General features: G+C 67.9%; 19 protein-coding genes. 13 read left to right on the forward strand and 6 right to left on the reverse strand.

Annotated elements, in window-relative coordinates; all coding sequences use genetic code 11:
- Positions 1 to 7 precede the first annotated feature (7 nt).
- Positions 8 to 913 (forward strand): 4-hydroxy-tetrahydrodipicolinate synthase, encoded by a 906-nt coding sequence (dapA, locus tag ACN6PJ_RS18965; protein ID WP_427997383.1) that lies wholly within the window; start codon positions 8 to 10, stop codon positions 911 to 913.
- A 121-nt stretch (positions 914 to 1,034) separates the two neighbouring features.
- Here dapA and ACN6PJ_RS18970 read toward each other — a convergent pair whose 3' ends face one another.
- From ACN6PJ_RS18970 to ACN6PJ_RS18985, 4 genes are all read right to left on the reverse strand, one after another.
- Positions 1,035 to 1,862 carry an IclR family transcriptional regulator gene (locus tag ACN6PJ_RS18970; protein ID WP_427997384.1) on the reverse strand — a complete coding sequence of 276 codons (828 nt, stop codon included), beginning with the start codon at positions 1,860 to 1,862 and terminating at the stop codon, positions 1,035 to 1,037.
- 136 nt (positions 1,863 to 1,998) lie between these two features.
- Entirely contained in the window at positions 1,999 to 2,775 is a 777-nt protein-coding gene (locus ACN6PJ_RS18975; RefSeq protein WP_427997385.1) for a phytanoyl-CoA dioxygenase family protein, read from the reverse strand.
- A gap of 121 nt (positions 2,776 to 2,896) precedes the next feature.
- Positions 2,897 to 3,985: an AI-2E family transporter gene (locus ACN6PJ_RS18980; RefSeq protein ID WP_427997386.1), complete on the reverse strand. Its 1,089-nt coding sequence runs from the start codon at positions 3,983 to 3,985 to the stop codon at positions 2,897 to 2,899.
- A 151-nt stretch (positions 3,986 to 4,136) separates the two neighbouring features.
- On the reverse strand, positions 4,137 to 5,204 hold the full coding sequence (locus tag ACN6PJ_RS18985) for a LysR family transcriptional regulator (protein WP_427997387.1): 1,068 nt from the start codon (positions 5,202 to 5,204) through the stop codon (positions 4,137 to 4,139).
- A gap of 382 nt (positions 5,205 to 5,586) precedes the next feature.
- Here ACN6PJ_RS18985 and ACN6PJ_RS18990 point away from each other — a divergent pair, with 382 nt between their 5' ends.
- The 3 genes from ACN6PJ_RS18990 to ACN6PJ_RS19000 all read left to right on the forward strand — a co-directional run bounded on the left by ACN6PJ_RS18990 (position 5,587) and on the right by ACN6PJ_RS19000 (position 11,590).
- Positions 5,587 to 6,786 (forward strand): efflux RND transporter periplasmic adaptor subunit, encoded by a 1,200-nt coding sequence (locus ACN6PJ_RS18990; RefSeq protein ID WP_427997388.1) that lies wholly within the window; start codon positions 5,587 to 5,589, stop codon positions 6,784 to 6,786.
- A 37-nt stretch (positions 6,787 to 6,823) separates the two neighbouring features.
- Positions 6,824 to 10,039: an efflux RND transporter permease subunit gene (locus ACN6PJ_RS18995; protein WP_427997389.1), complete on the forward strand. Its 3,216-nt coding sequence runs from the start codon at positions 6,824 to 6,826 to the stop codon at positions 10,037 to 10,039.
- A 72-nt stretch (positions 10,040 to 10,111) separates the two neighbouring features.
- Entirely contained in the window at positions 10,112 to 11,590 is a 1,479-nt protein-coding gene (locus tag ACN6PJ_RS19000) for an efflux transporter outer membrane subunit (RefSeq protein ID WP_427997390.1), read from the forward strand.
- Positions 11,591 to 11,620: 30 nt separating this feature from the next.
- Here ACN6PJ_RS19000 and ACN6PJ_RS19005 read toward each other — a convergent pair whose 3' ends face one another.
- Complete coding sequence (locus ACN6PJ_RS19005; RefSeq protein ID WP_427997391.1) at positions 11,621 to 12,184, reverse strand: hypothetical protein; 564 nt, start codon at positions 12,182 to 12,184, stop codon at positions 11,621 to 11,623.
- Positions 12,184 to 13,119 carry a LysR family transcriptional regulator gene (locus ACN6PJ_RS19010; RefSeq protein ID WP_427997392.1) on the reverse strand — a complete coding sequence of 312 codons (936 nt, stop codon included), beginning with the start codon at positions 13,117 to 13,119 and terminating at the stop codon, positions 12,184 to 12,186. The genes ACN6PJ_RS19005 and ACN6PJ_RS19010 overlap by 1 nt, the downstream gene beginning before the upstream one ends.
- A 172-nt stretch (positions 13,120 to 13,291) precedes the next feature.
- On the opposite strand from ACN6PJ_RS19010, the gene gtdA reads away from it, so the two are divergent.
- From gtdA to ACN6PJ_RS19055, 9 genes are all read left to right on the forward strand, one after another.
- The gene (gene gtdA, locus ACN6PJ_RS19015; RefSeq protein ID WP_427997393.1) at positions 13,292 to 14,344 is read left to right on the forward strand and encodes a gentisate 1,2-dioxygenase; all 1,053 of its coding nucleotides are present in this window, start codon (positions 13,292 to 13,294) and stop codon (positions 14,342 to 14,344) included.
- Between the two features lie 87 nt (positions 14,345 to 14,431).
- Positions 14,432 to 15,130 (forward strand): fumarylacetoacetate hydrolase family protein, encoded by a 699-nt coding sequence (locus ACN6PJ_RS19020; protein ID WP_427997394.1) that lies wholly within the window; start codon positions 14,432 to 14,434, stop codon positions 15,128 to 15,130.
- A gap of 2 nt (positions 15,131 to 15,132) precedes the next feature.
- On the forward strand, positions 15,133 to 16,392 hold the full coding sequence (locus ACN6PJ_RS19025) for a flavin-dependent oxidoreductase (protein ID WP_427997395.1): 1,260 nt from the start codon (positions 15,133 to 15,135) through the stop codon (positions 16,390 to 16,392).
- A gap of 85 nt (positions 16,393 to 16,477) precedes the next feature.
- Positions 16,478 to 17,443, forward strand: a complete 966-nt coding sequence (locus tag ACN6PJ_RS19030; protein ID WP_427997396.1) for a tripartite tricarboxylate transporter substrate binding protein — start codon at positions 16,478 to 16,480, stop codon at positions 17,441 to 17,443.
- A gap of 52 nt (positions 17,444 to 17,495) precedes the next feature.
- A complete protein-coding gene (maiA, locus tag ACN6PJ_RS19035; RefSeq protein WP_427997397.1) occupies positions 17,496 to 18,134 on the forward strand; it encodes a maleylacetoacetate isomerase in 639 nt (212 codons plus the stop codon).
- Positions 18,131 to 18,514 (forward strand): chorismate mutase, encoded by a 384-nt coding sequence (locus ACN6PJ_RS19040; RefSeq protein ID WP_427997398.1) that lies wholly within the window; start codon positions 18,131 to 18,133, stop codon positions 18,512 to 18,514. Before maiA ends, ACN6PJ_RS19040 begins: the two co-directional genes overlap by 4 nt.
- A complete protein-coding gene (locus ACN6PJ_RS19045; RefSeq protein WP_427997399.1) occupies positions 18,507 to 19,520 on the forward strand; it encodes a Bug family tripartite tricarboxylate transporter substrate binding protein in 1,014 nt (337 codons plus the stop codon). The genes ACN6PJ_RS19040 and ACN6PJ_RS19045 overlap by 8 nt, the downstream gene beginning before the upstream one ends.
- A 43-nt stretch (positions 19,521 to 19,563) precedes the next feature.
- On the forward strand, positions 19,564 to 20,916 hold the full coding sequence (locus tag ACN6PJ_RS19050) for an FAD-dependent oxidoreductase (protein ID WP_427997400.1): 1,353 nt from the start codon (positions 19,564 to 19,566) through the stop codon (positions 20,914 to 20,916).
- Positions 20,917 to 20,943: 27 nt separating this feature from the next.
- The gene (locus tag ACN6PJ_RS19055; protein WP_427997434.1) at positions 20,944 to 22,158 is read left to right on the forward strand and encodes a 3-hydroxybenzoate 6-monooxygenase; all 1,215 of its coding nucleotides are present in this window, start codon (positions 20,944 to 20,946) and stop codon (positions 22,156 to 22,158) included.
- Positions 22,159 to 22,165: the final 7 nt, after the last annotated feature.

Here is a 22,165-nt window from a genome sequence, read left to right on the forward strand (position 1 = left end):
AAGTTTCATGCTGAACGCTACCCGACTGCGCGGTGTCTTCCCCGCCATCCCGACCCCCGTCAACGCCGACGACACCATCAACGTCCCGGCCGCGCAGGCCCTGATCGCCTACCTGCTCAAGCAGGGCATCGACGGCATCGTGCCGCTGGGCGGCACCGGCGAATACGGAGCGCTGGCGCGCGCCGAGCGCATCCGCATGTGCAAGCTGACGGTGGACGCCGTGCAGGGCGGCGTGCCGGTGATCCCCGGCGTGCTGGACCCCGGATTCCACGACGCCCTGCAGGCCGGCCAGGAGTTCGCCGACGCGGGCGCCGATGCGCTGATGGTGCTGACGCCCTACTACACGACGCCCACGCAGGCCGGCATCCGCGAGTATTTCCTGCGCTACGCCGACGCCTCGCCGCTGCCCGTGATGATCTACGAAATCCCGTACCGCACGCGCATCGCGATCGCGCCGGAAGTTCTGCACGAACTCTCGCGCCACGAGAACATCATCGGCATGAAGGCCTGCAACACGGACATGTACCACTTCCTGCGCACGGTGGCGGGCGTGGACGAATCCTTCGCGGTGTTCAGCGGCGAAGACACGCTGCTGCCCGTGCACCTGGCCGCGGGCGCCCGTGGCGGCATCGTCGTAACCGCCAGCCTGCTGCCCACGGCATGGCGCAAGGTCTACGAGCTGGCTTCCGAAGGACGCACGCGCGAGTCCATGGAACTGCACCGCCGCCTGATCCCGCTGATGAACCTGGCTTTCGCCGAGACGAATCCGGGGCCGATGAAGTCCGTGATGGATTTGATCGGCGTGGATGCGCCGGAGGTGCTGGATCCGCTGGTGGCGCCCGCCGACGGGCTGCAGGCCGCTTTGCGGACGGAGTTGCTTCCTTTGCTTCGGGAGTTTGAAGGGCTGGCTTAAGGGCGGCAGCGATCGCGTCTTGGGGCCATGGGCGGGTTCCTGGGACGCCCGCCCCTCGGCCGGCCCTGGGGGCCTTACCCAGCGCCTTGCGCCGGGGTAAGCCCAACAACCGACATAACCCTTACCGCGAATACCCCGAAAACTTCGACTTGGAAATCGAAGTCGCCGCCACCTGCACATGCGGCGCCAATTCCGCCTCCACTCTGGCCACCGTCCAGCGCGTCGTCGGCACCGCGATATTGATCGCCGCGACCGCCAGCCCCCGGTGATCGATCACCGGCGCCGCCACCGAAATATCCCCCAGCACCGTTTCGTTCACGATAATCGCGTAGCCCTTCTCCGCCACGCGCCGCACGCGCTCCAGCAGCTTCTCCGGGTTTATTTCGGTGTAGGGCGTGATCGCTTCCAGGCGCGTCTGCGCCAGGATCTCTCGGCGCTGTTCGTCGGACAGGCGCGACAGGATCGCCGTGCCCGAGGCCGTGAAATAGGCCGGCAGCCGGCTGCCCACGGCGATGTCCACGTTGACCAGGTGATGGCCGGGAAAGCGCGCCACGAAGACGATCTCGTGGCCGTCCAGTTCCTGCAGATTGGTGGTTTCGCCGAGCGTGCGGCTGATGTCCAGCAGATACGGCGACGCCTTGTCGATGAGTTCGTTGGCGCGCACGTAGTTGTACGAGAATTGCAGCACCTTCGGCGTCAGCCCGTAATTGCGGGTGTCGGGAATGCGGCGCAGATAGCCCAGCGTTTCCAGCGTGTAGACCAGGCGCTGCGTGGCGCTGCGGTCCAGGCCCGAGGCGCGGGCGATATCGGCCAGGGTCATGTGGCGCTTGGGGCCGTCGAACGCATGCAGGACCTGGAAGGCCTTTTCGGTGGAGCCCACGAAGAGCGAAGACCGGGTCTCGGTCGTCGCTTGCGTTTTTTCCGTGTCGGCTTGGGGTGGATTGCGCACAGGAAACAGCCTATTCGAGTTCTAGGGATGCGGCGCGGGAAATAGCGCATGGCGGGTTCCGGGTGGGCCAACCAGGCGCAGTGCGCTAATATTAATTGTAATTCAATTATTAATAGCAGATTCCAATCGTTTTTGCTTAGACGGCGGCGGCCTCCAGCGGCACCCCCGGCTGCGACGCGGACCGCGTGCCGGGCAGGGGGTGGCAGGATTGCGGGTGATAGGTATGGACGACCGAGAGCTTTACGCGGTCGCTGCGGTTGCCCTGGGCCGCGTGCAGCGTGCGGCAATGGAAGAAGACCACGTCCCCCGCCTGCAGCTCGGGACAGACCGCGCGGGCGATCCATTCGGCGTTCCGGGGCTCGTCCTCGCGGAAGAATTTCTGTTCGTCGAACTGCTCGGGCGCGTAGGCCGCGGCGTGAGAGCCCGGGATGAACGAGAGCCCGCCGTTGGCGCGGGTTTCCGGCCCCAGCGCCAGCCAGCAAGACACCAGGTCCGTGTCGGAAAACGACCAGTAGCGGATGTCCTGGTGCCAGCCCGTCAGGCTGCCGTATGCGGGATGCTTGGTCATCACGCAATTGTGGTGCACCGTGGACAGCACCGGGGTCTCGCCGAAATAGCGCGCCAGCCACTGGCCGATGCGCGGGTCGGTGGCCCATTGCGCGAACAGCGGGCCGCGGGCATAGGCATTCAGAAGGCGCCTGACGGTCAGCCCGCCCTCGGCGGCGCGGGATTCGGGCGCGCCGGGGTAGCGCAGATCGGCTTCGTATTCAATGGGCGCCACGTGGCCGCGCAAATCGCGCTCGGCCGCGGCGCGCAGCGCCGCCACCTGTTCCGGGCTGGCGAATTGGCGCAGCACCACGAACCCCTGCTCGCGCAGCACGGCTATCTGATCATCAAGCGGTAACCCGGACATCTCGATCCTCACACCCCGCGGCGTAAGCTGCAAAGCGTCTGCATGCGGCGCAGGCGCGCACCGGCCAGGCGCCGGCATACGCGGGATGGCTAGATTACCAAAACCGCCGGCAGGCCCGGCGTCAGGCCTGGGGAGGATTCACCCGGGCGGCGTCGCGTTCCTGGACTTCATGGTGCACCCACTCCCGCCACACGGCCACCAGCAGGGCCATCAGCACCGGCCCCACGAACAGGCCCACGATACCCATGGTCTTCACGCCCCCGACCAGGCCGAAGAAGGTCGGCAGGAACGGCAGCTTGACGGGGCCGCCCACCAGCCTGGGACGCAGGGTCTTGTCGACGATGAAGAGTTCGACGCTGCCCCAGACCATCAGGGCGATGCCCGCCACCAGGTGGCCCGAGCCTACCAGGTACAGCGACACCAGGGTGAACGACAGCGGCGCGCCGCCCGGAACCAGCGCCATGAAGCCGGTCACCACGCCCAGCAACACCGGCGACGGCACGCCCGCCACCCAGTAGGCGATGCCCAGGACCACGCCTTCGCCCAACGCGATCAGGCCCATGCCGGTGACGGTGGAGTTGATGGTGGCGGGCACCACGCGGGAGAAGCGCAACCAGCGCGCGGGCAGGATGCGTTCGCCCAGCACGTCCAGCTGGGCCACCATGCGGGTGCCGTCCTTGTAGACGAAGAACAGCGTGATCAGCATGAACAGCACGGTCAGCAGCAGCTGGAACACGTTGCCCGTGGCGGCCAGGACCATGCGGTAGATATTGCCCAGGTGTTCGCCGCTGACGGCCTCGACCAGCGCGCCCAGCGCGTGGGGTTCCCCGATATAGGACTCCCAGTACTGGCCCAGGCGCTCGCCGACGACGGGCATCGAGGTGATCCAGCCGGGCACGTCCACGCCGTGGCGGTTGGCGGCGATGGCCCAGGCGAAGAAGGCGCTGGCCTCCTTGATGGCGTAGGACAGCGCCAGCGACATTGGCACGATCAGCACGACCACGACCACCAGCAACGCCAAGGAGGCGGCGAGCGTGGTGCGGCCGCCGCAGCGCGCGACCAGGCGTTGGTACAGGGGCCAGCTGGCCAGGCCGATGATCAGCGCCGCCAGGGCGGGAACCAGGAAGCCGCTGAGGAAGTACACCCCCGCCAACAGCACGAGCAACAAAAGCCAACGGGCGATCAGGTAGGCGGGTAGTACAGGCTGCATAGAGCGGATCGACAGTAAGTGCGTTGTAAGGCTTTGACTGTCGGACTATACAGACGTTTCGCGCAATACGAGGGACACAAGGGCTGTATTTACTACGGAGTTTCCCGTGTTTCCCGGGGCGGCCGACATCCGCCGGCCGCCCTGCCCCCATTTACAAAGCGTATTCGGCCGCCTCTTCGCGGGCGCTGCGGCGGCGTTGCGGCGTGCCGAGCAGCGCGGGGCTCTGCATGGTGGCCGCCACCGTGGCGGGCTGGGTGCCCTGGCTGCGCGCGTAGATGCCGCAATGCGCCGCCGCCGGATCGGTCTCGTCGCGGCCGCTGAGCAGCGGGCAGCCCGCGAACAATTCAGCCACCCAATCGGTGAAGGCCCGCACCTTGGGCGACAGTTGCCGGCTCTGCGGGTACAGCACCGAAATCGCGGTGGGGCTGGGCTTCCATTGCGGCAGCACTTCGATCAGCTCGCCCGATTGCAGGTGCGGCAACGCCATGTAGCGCGGCACCTGGATCAGGCCGAAACCCTTGAGCCCGCAATCCAGGTAGGCGCCGGCCTCGTTCACGGCCACCGCGCCCCTCATGTCCACTTCCTGGTGCTTGCCGTCCACGTTGAAATCCCAGGCGCAATTGCGGCCGGTGCGGCTGGAGAAATAATGCACGGCATGGTGGTCGCGCAGCGCCTCGATCGTCTGCGGCATGCCCTGGCGCGCCACATAGGTGGGCGAGGCGCAGGTCACGGTCTGCAGGGTGCCGATGCGGCGCGCGACCAGGCTGGAATCCTCCAGGTCGCCCGCGCGGATCACGCAGTCCACGGCCTCCTGCACCATGTCCACCGGGCGGTCGCCCAGGCCCAGCACCAATTCCACGTCGGGGTATTTGTCGTGGAAATCACACAATGCGGGGATCAGGATCAGCCGCCCGATGCTGGTGGGCACGTCGATGCGCAAGCGGCCCTTCAGGCGCAGCGCCGCTTCCTGGAAGCAGGCCTCGGTTTCCTCTACGTCGGCCAGGATGCGCACGCAATGCTGGTAGTAGCCGGCGCCGTCGGGCGTGAGGCCGATGCGCCGCGTGGTGCGGTTGAGCAGGCGCACGCCCAGCAGGCGTTCGAGATTCTGGATGATGGTGGTGACGGTGGTGCGCGGAAGCGAGAGGCTGTCGGCCGCCCGGGTGAAGCTGTTGGCGTCCACGACGCGCACAAACACCTGCATAGCCTGAAAACGGTCCATGGCGACGGTGTCCTTGAGACGAATAAGTCGGGGTGGAAGGAGCATAACCCGATTTCGGCGCTGATTAGTCGTTTTCACCGACTAGTGTTGCCGAAATGTACGGGTTTATCCGCCCCCGTAAAACACTCACAATTCAAACCATCTTGAAGTGCCCTTGCCGCCCGGCGCCCCCAAAGGGCATGTCAATCCTCAGATTCCGGCCATCGCGAAGACCCGCCCCGCCAAGGCGCCTTTGCCTGGACTAGGCGACCGCGCCATATGCTGCATCGCAGCATTCCAGCGGGAATCTCAGGACTGGCATCCCCGGGGCGCCGTCGCCGCCTCCCGCCCCAGGCTCCCGGGCAAGCGCGCTTCCGTCCCGACATCATCTCAAGGAAACATCATGGTTTCGCGTCATCGTATTGCTGTGCTTGCCGTTTTCGCAGCCGTCATCGCGGCCGGCGGCGGTTATGCCCTGTTCCGCGCCCCCGCCGGCGCCAACGCAGCCCAGGCGCAAAGCGCCCCCGCGGCGGCATCGGTCGAGGTGGCCGAGGTCCTGAACAAGACCATCGTGGACTGGCAGCGCTATTCGGGCCGCCTGGAAGCGATCGACCGCGTCGACATCCGGCCGCTGGTCTCCGGCACCCTGACCGCCGTGCATTTCCAGGACGGCAGCATCGTCAAGAAGGGCGACGTGCTCTTCACCATCGACCCCCGCCCCTACGCGGCCGAGGTGGACCGGGCCGCCGCCGCCCTGACCGCGGCCAAGGCCCGCGCTTCGTATACCGCCAGCGAACTGGCGCGCGGCCAACGGCTGCTGGCCGACAACGCCATCGCCCGCCGCGACTTCGAGGAAAAGCAGAACGCCGCCCGCGAGGCCGCCGCCAATCTGCAGGGCGCGCAGGCCGCGCTGGACTACGCCAAGCTCAACCTCGGCTACACGCGCATCGAGGCGCCGGTCGCCGGCCGCGTATCGCGGGCCGAAGTCACGGTGGGCAACGTCGTGGCCGCTGGCGCCTCCTCGGTGCCGCTGACCACCCTGGTCTCGGTGTCCAAGATGTACGCCTCGTTCGACGTGGACGAGCAGACCTTCCTGCGCTACGTGAATCCGGCCCGCAACGGCCACAGCACGGCGGCCGTGCCGGTGGAACTGGGCCTGGCGAACGAGGAAGGCTATTCCCGCAGCGGCGTCGTGCACTCGGTGGACAACCGCCTGGATGCCACCTCGGGCACCATCCGCGTGCGCGCCGAGTTCGACAATTCCGACGGCCAGCTCCTGCCGGGCCTGTACGCGCGCATCCGCCTGGGCGGCAGCGATCCCCGCGAGGCCGTGCTGATCGACGAACGGGCCATCGGCACCGACCAGGATAAGCGCTACGTGCTGGTGCTCGACGACAAAAACCACGCCACTTACCGCCAGGTCAAGCTGGGCGCCAACCAGGACGGCCTGCGCGTGATCGACTCGGGCCTCGCTCCGGGCGAACGCATCGTCGTCAATGGCTTGCAGCGCATCCGCCCCGGCGACGCCGTGACCCCCACCGTCGTCCCCATGATCGCGGCCCAGCGCAAGCCCGTCACGACCGCTTCGGCCGCCAGCAACTGAGCCGGCCCGACCCCTGCAAGGCGCAACGAGAACGTCCATGAATATCTCGAAATTCTTCATCGACCGGCCGATCTTCGCCGGCGTGCTCTCCGTGCTGGTGCTGCTGGCCGGCATCCTGGCCATGTTCCAGCTGCCCATCTCCGAATATCCGGAAGTGGTGCCGCCGTCCGTGGTCGTGCGCGCGCAATACCCCGGCGCCAACCCCAAGGTCATCGCCGAGACCGTCGCCTCGCCGCTGGAGGAATCCATCAACGGCGTGGAGGACATGCTGTACATGCAGTCGCAGGCCAATAGCGACGGCAACCTTACCCTGACGGTGAACTTCAAGCTGGGCGTGGATCCCGACAAGGCGCAGCAACTGGTGCAGAACCGCGTGTCGCAGGCGCTGCCGCGGCTGCCGCCGGACGTGCAGCGACTGGGCGTCACCACGGCGAAGAGCTCCCCCACGCTGACGCTGGTGGTGCACCTGATCTCGCCCAACGACCGCTACGACATCACCTACCTGCGCAATTACGCGATCCTGAACGTCAAGGACCGCCTGGCCCGTATTTCGGGCGTGGGCGAAGTGACGGTCTGGGGGTCGGGCAACTACTCCATGCGCGTCTGGCTGGATCCGCAGAAGGTGGCCCAGCGCGGCATGACGGCGGGCGAAGTGGTCGCCGCCATCCGCGAGCAGAACGTGCAAGTGGCCGCCGGCGTGATCGGCGCGTCCCCCACGCTGGGTGACGTGCCCCTGCAGCTGAACGTGAACGCGCGCGGTCGCCTGCAAACCGAAGAGGAGTTCCGCGACATCATCCTGAAGACCTCGCCCGACGGCGCCGTGACGCACCTGTCGGACGTGGCCCGCGTCGAGCTCGATGCGCAGGAGTACGGCTTGCGCTCGCTGCTGGACAACAAGCAGGCCGTCGGCATGGGCATCATGCAGTCGCCGGGCGCCAACGCGCTCGACGTCTCCACCAAGGTGCGCGCCGCCATGGCCGAGCTGGCCCAGGACTTCCCGCCGGGCGTGGAATACCGCATCGAATACGACCCCACGCAGTTCGTCAGCGCCAGTATCGAGGCCGTGGTGCACACGCTGCTGGAAGCGATCGCGCTGGTGGTGCTGGTGGTGATCCTGTTCCTGCAGACCTGGCGCGCTTCCATCATTCCGCTGCTGGCCGTGCCGGTCTCCATCGTCGGCACTTTCGCGCTGCTGCTGATCTTCGGCTATTCCATCAACGCGCTGTCGCTGTTCGGCATGGTGCTGGCCATCGGCATCGTGGTGGACGACGCCATCGTGGTGGTGGAAAACGTGGAGCGGAACATCGCGGCCGGGCTGAGTCCGCGCGACGCGACCTACCGCGCCATGCGGGAAGTCAGCGGCCCCATCATCGCCATCGCGCTGACGCTGTGCGCGGTGTTCGTGCCGCTGGCCTTCATGACCGGCCTGACAGGCCAGTTCTACAAGCAGTTCGCCATGACCATCGCCATCTCGACGGTGATCTCGGCCTTCAACTCGCTGACCCTGTCGCCCGCGCTGTCCGCCATCCTGCTCAAGGGCCATCACGAGAAGCCGGACTGGCTGACCCGTGGCATGAACCGCGTGTTCGGCCGCTTCTTCGACTGGTTCAACCGCATGTTCGGCCGTGCCTCTGAATCCTACGGCACGGGCGTGTCGGGCGTGATCCGCCGCAAGGCGGGCGCGATGGGCGTGTACGCCGTGCTGGTGGCCGCCACCGTCGGTATCTCGTACATGGTGCCGGGCGGTTTCGTGCCGGCCCAGGACAAGCAGTACCTGATCGGCTTCACGCAGTTGCCCAACGGCTCCTCGCTGGACCGCACCGACGCCGTGATCCGCCGCATGAGCGACATCGCCCTGAAGGAACCGGGCGTGCAAAGCGCGATCGCATTTCCGGGCCTGTCCATCAACGGCTTCACCAACAGCTCCAGCGCCGGCATCGTGTTCGTGATGCTCAAGCCCTTCAACGAGCGCAAGAACGCCGCGCTGTCGGGCGACGCCATCGCGGCCTCGCTGAACCAGAAGTTCGCGGCCATCCAGGACTCGTTCATCGCCGTGTTCCCGCCCCCGCCGGTCATGGGCCTGGGCACGCTGGGCGGTTTCAAGTTCCAGATCGAGGACCGCGGCGCCGCCGGCTATGCCGAACTGGACAAGGCCAAGGCGGCCTTCCTGGCCAAGGCGCGCCAGACGCCCGAGCTCGGCCCGGCCTTCTCCAGCTACGAAATCAACGTGCCGCAGCTGGACGTGGACCTGGACCGGGTGAAAGCCAAGCAGCTGGGCGTGCCGGTGACCGAAGTCTTCGATACGATGCAGATCTACCTGGGATCGATGTACGTGAACGACTTCAACCGCTTCGGCCGCGTCTTCCAGGTTCGCGCGCAGGCCGATGCGCCGTTCCGCGCGCACGCCGACGACATCCTGCAGCTCAAGACCCGCAACGCCGCCGGCGACATGGTGCCGCTGTCGTCGCTGGTGACCGTCAAGCAGACCTTCGGGCCGGAAATGGTGGTGCGCTACAACGGCTACACCGCCGCCGACATCAACGGCGGCCCGGCGCCCGGCTACTCGTCCGACCAGGCCCAGGCCGCGGCCGAGCGGATCGCCGCCGAGACCCTGCCCCGCGGCATGAAGATGGAATGGACGGACCTGACCTACCAGCAGATCCTGGCGGGCAATGCCGGCCTGTGGGTGTTCCCGATCAGCGTGCTGCTGGTGTTCCTGGTGCTGGCCGCGCTGTACGAAAGCCTGACCCTGCCGCTGGCCGTGATTCTGATCGTGCCGATGAGCATCCTGGCCGCGCTGACGGGCGTCTACCTGACCGGCAACGACAACAACATCTTCACCCAGATCGGTCTGATGGTGCTGGTGGGGCTGTCGGCGAAGAACGCGATCCTGATCGTGGAGTTCGCCCGCGAACTGGAGATGAACGGCCGCACGCCGCTGGAGGCCGCCATCGAGGCCAGCCGCCTGCGCCTGCGCCCGATCCTGATGACGTCCATCGCGTTCATCATGGGCGTGGTGCCGCTGGTGCTGTCCTCGGGCGCGGGTTCCGAAATGCGCCACGCCATGGGTGTCGCCGTCTTCTTCGGCATGCTGGGCGTGACGCTGTTCGGCCTGTTCCTGACGCCGGTGTTCTACGTGCTGCTGCGTTCGCTGGGAGGCAAGAAACTGCATGCCGCGGCGCCGCACGAAGCCCCCGTCTGCGTGCCGCACCTGGACACGAACGCGCCGCCCGCCCCGCAGCACAACGCCTGAGCCGGCAGGCCAAGAGCATAGCCAGCGCGTCCCGCCCCGGCGGCGGGGCGCGCCACAAAGAGAATAGCCATCATGATCCAAAGACTGACCCGCGGTTCCGCCCTGCTTGCCGTCCTGCTCGCGCTCGCCGGCTGCGCGGTGGGCCCAACCTACGAACGGCCGTCGGCCGCGGTGCCGGCGGCCTACAAGGAAGCCGCCCTGCCCGCGTCGGAAGCAGGCACCTGGAAACCCGCCGAACCATCGGAAGACGCGCTGCGCGGCGCCTGGTGGAAGGTATTCAACGACGAAGGCCTGAACCAGCTCGAGGACGAGGCGCTGCAGGCCAACCAGAACCTGCAGGCCGCCGCCGCGCGCCTGACCCAGGCGCGCGCGCTGCAGCGCGAAGCGCGCTCCGGCTTCTTCCCCACCCTGGACGCCGCCTTCGGCCCCAACCGCCAGCGCCCTTCGGCCGTGTCGCAAGGCCTGCCGGACGGCACTTCGACCAGCCCCGTGACCACCTGGCGCGCCCAGGGCATGGTGTCGTACGAAGCCGACCTGTTCGGTCGCGTGGCCTCGACCTACGATGCCGCCAGCGCCGACGCCCAGCAGAGCGAGGCGCTGTACCGTTCCGTGCTGCTGGCCCTGCAGGCCGACGTCGCCACGACCTATTTCCTGGTCCGCGAACAGGACGCCGAATCGCAGCTCTACCGCCAGACGGTCAAGCTGCGCATGGACACGCTGCAACTGATACAGCGCCGCTACGACGCCGGCGACATCAGCGAACTGGACCTGGCCCGCGCCAAGACGGAACTGGCCAGCGCGCAATCGGAAGCGCTGGGCATCGACCGCCGCCGGGCCGCGTCCGAGCATGCGCTGGCCGTGCTGCTGGGCCGCGCGCCGTCCGAATTCTCGATGCCGCCGCAGCCCATCCAGAAGGTGGCGCTGTCCATCCCGGCGGGGCTGCCGTCCGCCCTGCTGGAGCGCCGCCCGGACATCGCCGCCGCCGAACGCGCGATGGCGGCCGCCAACGCGCGCGTCGGCGCGGCCAAGTCCGCGTTCTTCCCGCGCCTGGACATCACCGGCGCCTTCGGCTACGAGTCATCGGAGCTGGGCAACCTGTTCCAGTGGTCCAGCCGCACCTTCCTGCTGGGTCCGCTGGTGGGCGCGGCGCTCTCCATGCCCATCTTCGACGGCGGCCGCCGCCAGGCCGGCCTGGACCGGGCCCGCGCCGTCTACGAGGAAGACGTCGCCACTTACCGCCAGACCGTGCTGAACGCCTTCCGCGAAGTGGAAGACAATCTGGCCAACCTGCGCATCCTGGCGGACCAGACCCGCGCGCAGGACGCCGCCGTCGAATCGGCCGCGCGCGCCGCCAAGCTGTCGCACACGCAATACCGCGAAGGCTCCATCAGCTACCTGGATGTGATCGAAGCCGACCGCAGCGTGCTGCTGCAACAGCGCGTGGCGGTGCAGCTCAGCGGAGAACAGGCGCGTTCGGCCGTGGGCCTGATCCGCGCGATCGGCGGCGGCTGGGAAAATCCCGTGCCGCCGGAAAAAGTGGCGACGAAGTAAGGTCCGGGCGGCCCGGGCGCCCTGCCCGGCTCAGGCGCCCGGACCGCCGCCCCGGTTCCGCTCCATATAGCGCCTGGCCATCTGGTACCCGGCGAAGACGTAGAAGCCGTTGCTGTTCAGCACCAGCCAGGCCCCCAGCCCGCCCATCAGGGCCACCACGGGCCCGACCGCACGCATGTCGCCCTGGGTCCAGGCGATAACGCCCAGGATGCCGACGGCGACCAGCCCCAGGGCCACGCGTTTCAACACCACCAGGCCGAACGCGTGGCCGCCCATGAAAGAAACCACGCCGATCGCCAGGGCCAGCGCCATGCCCGCGCAGACCAGCACCAGCGCAAAGGCCGCCAGCGCCGACCCCGCGTCTCGCAGCAACAGGTCCAGAACGCCGATGCCCACGCCCAGGCCCCCCGCCATGACCAGCACGGCCAACACCAGGGGCGACCACATGCCCGGCGGCGCGCGGCGCGCGTCCATGGCTTCCACGAAACGGTGCATCGCGGGCGAGCTGCGGGCCTCGTCCTGCCCCGGCAGCGCCGCCTCCAGCTTGCGGCATTGCGCGATCAGTGCGTTCAGGCCCGCGCGCGGCGTGTCCATTACGCCCTCGCCGTGCCCGGCGCATGCTCCGCGACGGTATTGCGCAGGGCCGCCATGGCCTCCTGCACGGCGAGCGGGCGGAATGGATCCTCGCGCCAGTACATGGCCACCGATCCGAAGCCCGACAAACGCACCGGGATCACACGCATCGCCCGCATCTGCGAAAAACGCAGCGCGGCGCGATGCGAGGCGACGCCGATCATGTCGCTGTTGTTGATCAGCGTGAGGTTGACGGTCACCGAGTTGGACTCCACGTGGTCGGGCGGCGGCGCCTGCCCCGCCGCAGCCAGGGCCGCGTCCACCGCGTTGCGGATGGGCGTGCCCTTGGGCCACAGGATCCAGCGGTAGGACAGCAGGTCCTGCCAGGACGGCTGCTCCACCGAGAACAGGGGATGCCGGGGCCGCGCCACGAGGTGGATGGGTTCCAGGTACAGGGCCTCGAAGCGGATGGCGGGATCGTGATGCTCGGGCGCCGAGCGGCCCACCACGATGTCCAGGTCGCCCTGGGCCAGTTGCGCCAGCAGGTGGTCGGTCGTGCCCTCGACCAGCTTCACGCGCGCCTGGGGCATGCGCTCCAGCAGTTTCATCACCGCCAGCGGCACCGTGTCCGAGGCCGACGCGCCCGACGCGCCGATCACCACCCTGCCGCCGCCGCCCTCGCGCAGCGCCGCCATATCGGCGCTGGCGCGGTCCAACTGGGCCTCGACGCGCTGGGCATGGGCGATCAGCACCTCGCCATGCGGCGTCGGCCGCAGGCCGCGCGCGTGGCGTTCGAACAGCGGCAGCCCGATGTCGTCTTCCAGATCCTTCAGCCACTTGGACAGGCCCGGCTGCGTGGTGTTGAGCATCGCCGCCGAATGGCTGATGTTGCGGGTCTGGGCCAGACTGAGCAGCATTTTCAGATTGCGCAGGCGCAATCGATGAGTCCAGTCCATACAGCCCTCGTTTGTCTCGTATGTATATTCTTATTGATATGGATAATAAGATAATTTCATTTCAAAACACATAGCTCCTTTCGCATAATCGTCTCCACAACATGAGCCGCCGCGCACCGCGCAGCGGCCGCCCCGCAGAAGCCGGCGCCAGCCGGACATTCCGGAGACAAACATGCCCGACGGCCCCAACCCCGCCGCCGATCGCGCCGCCTATTACGCGCGCATCGCCAAGAAACACATGGCCCCCCTCTGGGAGTCGCTGCACAACCTGGTGCCGCGCGAGCCCGCGCCGCGCTGCGTGCCCGCCATCTGGAAATACGACGACGTGCGCGAGGACGTCATGGCCTCCGGCTCGCTCATCAGCGCCGAGGAAGCGGTGCGGCGCGTGCTCATCCTGGAGAACCCCGGCCTGCCCGGCCAGGCCAGCATCACGCAAAGCCTGTACGCCGGCCTGCAACTGATCCTGCCCGGCGAAATCGCGCCCAGCCACCGCCATACGCAATCGGCGCTGCGCTTCATCGTGGAAGGCCGCGGCGCCTACACCGCCGTGAACGGCGAACGCACCACCATGCATCCGGGCGACTTCATCATCACGCCGTCCTGGACCTGGCACGACCATGGCAATGCCGAAACGGCCGAGGGCGGCGAGCCCGTGGTGTGGCTGGACGGCCTGGACATCCCGCTGCTGCGTTTCCTGGACGCGGGCTTTGCCGAGAACTACCCCTCGTCCACCCAGCCGGTCACGCGCCCCGAAGGCGACAGCATGGCGCGCTACGGCCACAACATGATGCCTGTGCGTCACCAGGCCGCCAGCGGCACTTCGCCCATCTTCAACTATCCCTACGAACGCAGCCGCGAAGCGCTGGACCAGCTTTACCGCCACGGCGAGCTCGATCCCTGGGACGGGGTGAAACTGCGCTACCTGAACCCCGCCACCGGCGGCTATCCCATGCCGACGATGGCGACGTTCATGCAGTTCCTGCCCGCCGGGTTCCAGGGCAGGACCTACCGTAGCACCGACTCCACGGTCTACAGCGTGGTCGAAGGCCGCGGCACGGCGCGCATCGGCGAACAGGAATTCCATTTCGGCCCGCGTGACGTGTTCGTCGCGCCTTCCTGGATGCCGGTGGAGCTGGCCGCGCTGGAAGACGCCACGCTGTTCAGCTATTCCGACCGTCCGGTCCAGGACGCGCTAGGCCTCTGGCGCGAAGCCCGCGTCGGCTGAAGCTCCCCGGCCGCGGCCGCGCGCTAGGCGCCGGCCGCAGCCTGTCCGTTTCCATTCCGCGCGCCTTGCGCGCTCAAAGGGTGACCCATGTCCTTCGTTTTTGATCCCGCCCCTTCCGTCGCCGTGCCCGTGGCCGGCACCGCGGACAGCTTTCCCGTGCGCCGCGTCTACTGCGTTGGCCGCAACTATGCCGCCCACGCCAGGGAGATGGGCTTCGATCCCGACCGCGAGCCGCCGTTCTTCTTCTGCAAGCCCGCCGACGCCGTGGTGCCCGTGGCCGAGGGCACCACGCTCTCGCTGCCCTATCCGCCCGAGACGGCCAATCTGCACTACGAGATCGAATTGGTCGCGGCCATCGGCCGCGGCGGCGCGAACATTCCCATCGACCAGGCGCTGGAGCACGTGTGGGGCTACGCCGTCGGCCTGGACATGACGCGCCGCGACCTGCAGATGAAGATGCGCGAGGCCGGCCGCCCCTGGGAACTTGGCAAGGCCTTCGACTTGAGCGGGCCCATCGGCCCCCTGCATCCCGCCGGCTCCGTCAAGGACATCGACAAGGCCGGCATCTGGCTGCAGGTCAACGGGACCGACAAGCAAAAAAGCGATATCGGCAAGCTGATCTGGTCCGTGGCCGAAACCGTCTCCTATCTCTCCAGGTACTTCCGCCTGGAAGCCGGCGACCTGATCTATACCGGCACGCCCGAGGGCGTGGGTCCGGTGGTGCGCGGCGACCGGATGGTCGGCGGGGTCGACGGCCTGGGCACGATCAGCGTGGAGATGGTGTAGCCATGAAAACAGACACCGATGTCATCATCGTCGGCGCCGGCGTGGGGGGCCTGGTCCTGGCGCTGAGCCTGCACCAGGCCGGCATCGCCTGCCGCGTATACGAGGCCGTGCGCGAAATCAAGCCGCTGGGCGTGGGGATCAACCTGCTGCCCCACGCCACCCGAGAACTCGACGAACTGGGACTCCTGCCCACCCTGGACAAGATCGCGGTGCGCACGCGCGAGTCGGTGTTCTACACGCGGCACGGCCAGTTCATCTATGGCGAGCCCGCCGGCATCGAAGCGGGCTACGACTGGCCGCAGTACTCCATCCATCGCGGCGACCTGCAAATGGCCTTGCTTGCCGCCGTGCGCCAGCGCCTGGGCGACGACAGCGTGGCGGTCAACGCGCGGTGCACGGGCGTGGAGCAGGACGCCGATTCCGTCACGGCCCGCTTCCAGGACGGCGACGGCAACACGTTGCCGCCGGTGCGCGGCCGCATCGCCGTGGGCTGCGACGGCATTCACTCGGCGCTGCGCAAGCAGCTTTATCCCCAGGAAGGCGCGCCGCGCTATTCCGGCGTGAACATGTGGCGCGGCACCACTCGCTGCAAGCCCTTTCTCTCCGGCGCCAGCATGGTGCGCGCGGGCTGGCTGTCCATAGGCAAGATGGTCATCTATCCCATCCGCGACAACATCGACGCCGAAGGCAACCAGCTGGTGAACTGGGTGGCCGAGATAGAGGCCGCCGAACCGGCCGTCCGCGACTGGAACCGCAGCGGCCGGCTGGAAGACTTCTTCCCCGCATTCTCAGACTGGCATTTCGACTGGCTGGACGTGGCGCGCCTGATCCAGGACGCCGATTCGATCCTGGAATACCCCATGGTCGACCAGGACCCGCTGCCCACCTGGACGCAAGGCCGCATGACCCTGCTCGGCGACGCTGCCCATCCCATGGTTCCGCGCGGCTCCAATGGCGCGGGCCAGGCGGTGGTCGACGCCCGCTACCTGACGGGCCAGCTCAAGCGCAACGGCCTGAGTGCGGAAGCGCTGCAGAACTACGACCGCGTCCGCGTGGAGGCCACGACGCGCGTCGTCCTGACCAACCGCAGCAACCCGCCCGACGCCATCCTGCGCGAAGCGCATCTGCGTTCCGCGGACAAGCCGTACGCGCGCATCGAAGACGTCATCAGCCGCGAGGAACTGGAGGGAATATCGCGCCGCTACAAGGAAGTCGCGGGCTTCGATCCCGCGGCGCTCAAGGCGCGGGCTTCCTACGTGTAGCCCCAAAAGCCCCGGGCAGGCGCGGCCCAGCCGCGCCGCCCTCATCAAGCCGGCGCCTGACCGGCGACAAGAACGGAGACAAACCATGCACAAGCTCATACGCATCCTGGCCGCCGCGGCGCTTACGTTCACCGCGGCGGCGAGCCACGCCGCCTGGCCAGACCGGCCCGTCACCCTGGTCGTGCCGTTCACGCCCGGCACCGGCATCGACCTGATCGCGCGCCAGCTGGCGGCCAATCTGCCCCGGACGCTGGGCCAACCCGTCGTCGTCGAGAACCTCGCCGGCGCCAGCGGCAATATCGGCACGGAGAAGGTCGCGCGCGCCGCCCCCGACGGCTATACCTTTCTCGTGACGGTGAACACCTTCGTCATGAACGGCAGCCTGTACAAGGGCAAGCTGCGTTTCGACCCGCAAAAGGATTTCGCGCCCGTGGGCCTCACGTCCTGGGGCTCCCTGCTTCTGGTGACGCATCCGTCCACCCCCGCCAATACCGTTGCCGACGTCGTCCAGGCGGCCAAGGCCGCGCCGGGCAAGCTCAGCTATGGAACGCCTGGCGTGGGCACGCCGCACCATCTTTCGATGGCGCTGTTCCTGGACCGCACCGGCGCCACCATGCTGCACGTTCCCTACAAGGGCACGGCGGGCGCCGTCACCGACATGCTCGGCGGCCGGCTGGACTATATGTTCCTGCCCGTGCACGTCGCGCTGCCCCAAGTGCATGCCGGGAAACTGAAAGTGATCGCCACGGGCAGCCCCAAGCGCCTGCCGCAACTGCCCGACACCCCCACCCTGACCGAGGCCGGCCTGCAAGGCGCGGACGTGGACATGTGGTACGGCGTGCTGGCGCCCAAAGGCACGCCGGCCGCCATCGTCGAGCGCATGAACCGGGAGATCAACGCCGTGCTCAAGACGCCCGCCACCGCCTCGGCGTTCGATGCGCAAGGCATGGTTCCGGCCACCTCGTCCCCCGCCGAATTCGGTTCCCTCATCGCCCGCGACGCCAAGCGCTGGGACGACATCGTCGCCCGCACCGGCATCACGGCCGAATAGCGAAGCCGGACCGATCCAACCACGGACTACCGTCCTCAACGACGCCCATTCCATGCAACTCCACAGCTTCTTCAACAGTTCCACGTCCTATCGCGTGCGCATCGCCCTCGCGCTCAAGGGCCTGCCCTACGATTACCTGCCGGTCAACCTGCGCAAGCAGGAGCAGCGCGCCGCTGGCTACGTGGCCCTGAATCCCTCGGCAGGCGTGCCCCTGCTGATCGACGGCGAGCTCCGGCTGTCGCAATCGCTGGCCATCATCGACTATCTCGACGCCACGCACCCGCAGCCTCGCCTGATTCCGGCCGGCACGCGGGAGCGCGCGCGCGTGCTGGAGCTGTCCGACGCCATCTCCTGCGACATCCATCCCGTCAACAACATGCGCATCCTGCGCTACCTGCAGGACGTGCTGGGCGCGAGCGAGGAACAGAAGAACGCCTGGTACCACCATTGGATCCGGGAAGGCCTGACGGCCGTAGAGGCGTTGCTGGCCCGCCATGGCCACGGCGCCTATTGCTTCGGCGACACCCCCACCCTGGCGGATTGCTGCCTGGTGCCCCAAGTGGCGAACGCCCAGCGCATGGGCTGCGACCTGTCGGCCTACCCGCGCGTGCTGCGCATCCATGAGCACTGCAACGCGCAGCCCGCCTTCCAGCAGGCCGCGCCCGCTCGACAACCGGACTACAGCAAGTGACGAACCAAGAACCCGACGCCCTAGGCGCGCCGCTGCGCGCCTATACCGACCCCGCCTACCGCCCGCTCTGCGCCACCCTGGCCGACGTGCGGGCCAATATCGACCGGCTGGACGACGATATCGTCCGCCTGATCGCCGAACGCGCCCTGTACGTGAAGGACGCCGCGCGCTTCAAGCGCGATGCCTTCCAGGTCAGCGCGCCCGCCCGCCAGGCCCAGGTCTTCGACAAGGTGCGCCTGCTGGCGCAGCGCCACAACCGGGGCTTCGCCAACCTGGACCAGGTGGTGGACGCCACCTATCGCGCAATGGTCGCCGCCTTCATCGCCAATGAGCAGACCTACTTCAACACCATGAAAGACCTGGGAGACACCCATGCATAAGTCCTCGACGCCGGCCTGCGCGCAGAAGCTCGCGCGCCGCATCGCGCTGCGCGCGATGGCGCTGGGCCTCGCCGCGCTGGCCCCGCTGGGCGCGGCCCGCGCCGACGCCTGGCCCGCCCAGCCGCTCAAGGCCATCGTCCCGTTCGGACCGGGCTCCAGCCCGGACCAGGTGGCCCGGATCGTCGGCGAAAAAACCGGCGCCATCCTGGGCCAGACGATCGTGATCGAAAACAAGCCGGGCGCCAGCGGCAACATCGGCACCTACGCCATCGCCAACGCCAAGCCCGACGGCTATACCTTCGGCGTCTCCATCACCGGCCCCCTGGTCAACAACACCCTGCTTTTCGACAAGCTGCCTTACGCGCCCGCGACCGACCTGTCGCCGCTGACGCTCGCCGTGCACCAGCCCAACGTCCTGGTCGTGCCCGCCACGGCCGGCATCGCCAACGTCGGCCAGCTGCTGGAAGCGCTCAAGAAGAACCCTGATAAATACAACTTCCCGTCGCCGGGGGCCGGCACCGTGTCGCACCTGGCCGTGGAACTGATGCTGCAGCAGATCGGCGCGCGCGCCACCCACGTGCCCTATCCCTCGTCGCCCGCCGCGCTGACCTCGCTGCTGTCCGGCGATACGCAATTCGCGGCCCTGCCGCCCATCGCGGTCATGCCGATGGTGAAGGACGGCCGGCTCAAGGCGCTGGCCGTCACTTCGTCCAAGCGTTCGTCCCTGCTGCCCGACATCCCGACGCTGGCCGAAGTGGGCGTGCCGGGCATCGAAGGATCCGCGTGGATCGGCTTCGTGATGTCGTCCAAGGTTCCGGCGGATATCCAGAAAAAGCTTTCCGACGCGCTGATCCAGGCCGTCCGCGATCCGGAGGTGTCCAAGCGCCTGCAAGCCCAGTTCATGGATCCGGTGGGCAGCGCGCCGGCCGAGTTCCGCGGCTACATGGACGATGAACTCAAGCGCTGGGAACCGCTGATCCGCAAGCTCGGCATCAAGGGTCAGTAGCGCGGCGCCGGGGCAATCCGTCAGTACAAGCAAGGAGAATCAGATGGTCATCACCGAACCCGCCCGCCAGGTCCCCCTTTACGGCGAATTCGACGTCGTCGTGCTGGGCGGAGGCCCGGCCGGCCTGCTGGCCGCCGCCAGCGCGGCGCGCCACGGCGCCAGCGTGCTGCTGGTGGAGCGCTATGGATTCCTCGGGGGCATGGGCACGGCGGCAGGCGTATCCAATTTCTGCGGGCTGCATGCCAACATCCATGGCGACATCCGGCAGGTGGTGCACGGCATGACCGACGAACTGCTGGCCCGCATGCGGGCCATGGACGGCCTGAACGATCCGCACCTCATCCTGGGCAAGATCCACGCCCAGGCCTATGACATATCCGCCTTCAAGTGCGCCGCGGACGGCCTGGTCCAGGACAGCGGCGCCCAGGTGCTGTTCCATGCCCTGGCCACGGGCGCGGCCCGGGACGCGGACGGCCGCGTGGACGCGCTGTTCCTGGAAACCAAGTCAGGCCGGTGCGCCGTGCGCGCGCGGATATTCATCGATTGCTCCGGCGACGCCGACCTCGCCCAGTGGGGAGGCCTGCCCTTCGAAAAGGGCGACGAGCGCGGCCACATGCTCTATCCCACGCTGATGTTCAAGGTGGGCAACGTGGACGGCGCGCGCGCGCAGGAGGCCTGGAAGACCATCCCGCAGCTGATGGACCAGGCCGCCGCCAGCGACGAGTTCAGCTTCCCGCGCCGCGGCGCCATCGTGCGTCCGCAAAAGCACGACTATGAATGGCGGGTCAACGTGACGCAGCTGGCCAATGCGGACGGCAGCGCCGCGGACGGCACGGACGCCACGTCCCTGTCGGCCGGCGAGCTGGAAGGCAGGCGGCAGATCGTGCAATACCTGGCCTTCCTGCGCGCCAAGGTTCCGGGATTCGAGAACGCCTACGTGCTGGACATCGCTCCCCAGCTGGGCATTCGCGAAACGCGCCGCATCGTGGGCGAGGCCGTGCTGACCAAGGAAGACGTGCTGGGCTGCGCCGATTTCGAGGACAGTATCGGCGTCAATGGCTGGCCGCTCGAAATGCACACCGCGGGCGACGTGCAGTGGATCTGGCCGCCGATTCCGGAATCGCGCGGCTACAACCAGCTTCCGTTCCGCATGATGGTGCCCCGCCGCGGGCCTGGCGTGGCGAACAACGTGCTGGTCGCCGGGCGCTGCGCGTCCATGACGCACGAAGGCCAGTCCGCCGCCCGCGTGAGCGGCAGCTGCTTCGTCATGGGCGAAGCCGCCGGCACGGCATCCGCCATGGCGATCCAGGCGGGCATCCTGCCTGCCGACATTTCCATCCCGGCCTTGCAGGCGCAGTTGCGCCGGCAAGGCGCATTCCTCGGCGGCGGGGACTGAACGACGCGGAGACCGCATATGAACGCCATGCAGAAAACAATGCCCACCGGGCAATCCGTCATCGTCGTGGGCGGCGGCATCGGCGGCCTGGCCGCCGCCCTGGCCCTGACCCGCCAGGGCATCGCCGTGCAGCTGCTGGAGCAGGCCGCGCACATTGGCGAGATCGGCGCCGGCATCCAGCTCGGGCCCAACGCCTTCGCGGCGCTGGACGCCCTGGGCGTGGGCCCGGCCGCGCGCGGGCGCGCCGTATTCACCGACCACATCATCATGATGGATGCGGTGGACGCGAAGGAAGTGGTGCGCATCGATACCGGCGACGCCTTCCGCGCCCGCTTCGGCGGCCCTTATGCCGTCATCCATCGCGCCGACATCCACCTCTCTATCCTCGAAGCGGTGCAGCAGAACCCGCTGATCAGCTTCCGCACCTCCACCCAGATCGCCGGCATGTCGCAGGACGACAGGGGCGTGGAAGTCGTGGACACGCAGGGCAACCGCTACCGCGCCGATGCCGTGGTGGGCGCGGACGGCGTGAAATCCGTGATCCGCGAGCGCATGGTGGGGGATCCGGCAAGGGTGACCGGCCACGTGGTCTACCGCGCCGTGGTCGAACGCGGGAACATGCCCGAGGAACTGCGCATCAACGCGCCCGTGCTATGGGCCGGCCCGCACTGCCATCTGGTGCACTATCCCTTGCGCGGCGGCCAGCAATACAACCTGGTGGTGACCTTCCACAGCCGCGAACGGGAAGAATGGGGCGTGCGCGAGGGCAGCAAGGAGGAAGTGCTGTCGTACTTCGAGGGCATCCACCCGCGCCCGCACCAGATGCTGGACCGCCCCACCTCCTGGAAGCGCTGGGCCACCGCCGACCGCGAACCCGTGGAGCGCTGGGGCCGGGGCCGCGTCACCATCCTGGGCGACGCGGCCCATCCCATGACGCAATACATGGCCCAGGGCGCCTGCATGGCGCTGGAGGACGCGGTAACCCTGGGCGAGGCCGTCAGGCGCTGCGAGCACGACCTGGAGGCCGCGTTCCGCCTGTATGAATCGGTCCGCATTCCACGCAGCGCGCGCGTGGTGTGGTCCACGCGCGAAATGGGCAGGCTTTATCACGCGCGAGGCGTCGAACGCACCGTGCGCAACATGCTGTGGACGGGCCGCAGCCAGTCCCAGTTCTACGATGCGTTGCAATGGCTGTACGGTTGGAAGGTGGAAAACTGCCTCGCGGGGCAATCCTCTCAATAGACAAAAT

It is taken from the genome of Achromobacter sp., from assembly GCF_050285585.1.
In the GTDB taxonomy this organism is placed as follows: Bacteria; Pseudomonadota; Gammaproteobacteria; order Burkholderiales; family Burkholderiaceae_B; genus Achromobacter.

What these genes read in the sequence shown, in the direction of transcription:
- dapA (WP_427997383.1), top strand. Translation starts at nt 8, where the DNA reads ATGCTGAACGCTACCCGACTGCGCGGTGTCTTCCCCGCCATCCCGACC.
- ACN6PJ_RS18975 (WP_427997385.1), bottom strand. Translation starts at nt 2,775, where the DNA reads ATGTCCGGGTTACCGCTTGATGATCAGATAGCCGTGCTGCGCGAGCAG.
- ACN6PJ_RS18980 (WP_427997386.1), bottom strand. Translation starts at nt 3,985, where the DNA reads ATGCAGCCTGTACTACCCGCCTACCTGATCGCCCGTTGGCTTTTGTTG.
- ACN6PJ_RS18985 (WP_427997387.1), bottom strand. Translation starts at nt 5,204, where the DNA reads ATGGACCGTTTTCAGGCTATGCAGGTGTTTGTGCGCGTCGTGGACGCC.
- ACN6PJ_RS18990 (WP_427997388.1), top strand. Translation starts at nt 5,587, where the DNA reads ATGGTTTCGCGTCATCGTATTGCTGTGCTTGCCGTTTTCGCAGCCGTC.
- ACN6PJ_RS18995 (WP_427997389.1), top strand. Translation starts at nt 6,824, where the DNA reads ATGAATATCTCGAAATTCTTCATCGACCGGCCGATCTTCGCCGGCGTG.
- ACN6PJ_RS19000 (WP_427997390.1), top strand. Translation starts at nt 10,112, where the DNA reads ATGATCCAAAGACTGACCCGCGGTTCCGCCCTGCTTGCCGTCCTGCTC.
- ACN6PJ_RS19005 (WP_427997391.1), bottom strand. Translation starts at nt 12,184, where the DNA reads ATGGACACGCCGCGCGCGGGCCTGAACGCACTGATCGCGCAATGCCGC.
- ACN6PJ_RS19010 (WP_427997392.1), bottom strand. Translation starts at nt 13,119, where the DNA reads ATGGACTGGACTCATCGATTGCGCCTGCGCAATCTGAAAATGCTGCTC.
- gtdA (WP_427997393.1), top strand. Translation starts at nt 13,292, where the DNA reads ATGCCCGACGGCCCCAACCCCGCCGCCGATCGCGCCGCCTATTACGCG.
- ACN6PJ_RS19020 (WP_427997394.1), top strand. Translation starts at nt 14,432, where the DNA reads ATGTCCTTCGTTTTTGATCCCGCCCCTTCCGTCGCCGTGCCCGTGGCC.
- ACN6PJ_RS19025 (WP_427997395.1), top strand. Translation starts at nt 15,133, where the DNA reads ATGAAAACAGACACCGATGTCATCATCGTCGGCGCCGGCGTGGGGGGC.
- ACN6PJ_RS19030 (WP_427997396.1), top strand. Translation starts at nt 16,478, where the DNA reads ATGCACAAGCTCATACGCATCCTGGCCGCCGCGGCGCTTACGTTCACC.
- maiA (WP_427997397.1), top strand. Translation starts at nt 17,496, where the DNA reads ATGCAACTCCACAGCTTCTTCAACAGTTCCACGTCCTATCGCGTGCGC.
- ACN6PJ_RS19045 (WP_427997399.1), top strand. Translation starts at nt 18,507, where the DNA reads ATGCATAAGTCCTCGACGCCGGCCTGCGCGCAGAAGCTCGCGCGCCGC.
- ACN6PJ_RS19050 (WP_427997400.1), top strand. Translation starts at nt 19,564, where the DNA reads ATGGTCATCACCGAACCCGCCCGCCAGGTCCCCCTTTACGGCGAATTC.
- ACN6PJ_RS19055 (WP_427997434.1), top strand. Translation starts at nt 20,944, where the DNA reads ATGCAGAAAACAATGCCCACCGGGCAATCCGTCATCGTCGTGGGCGGC.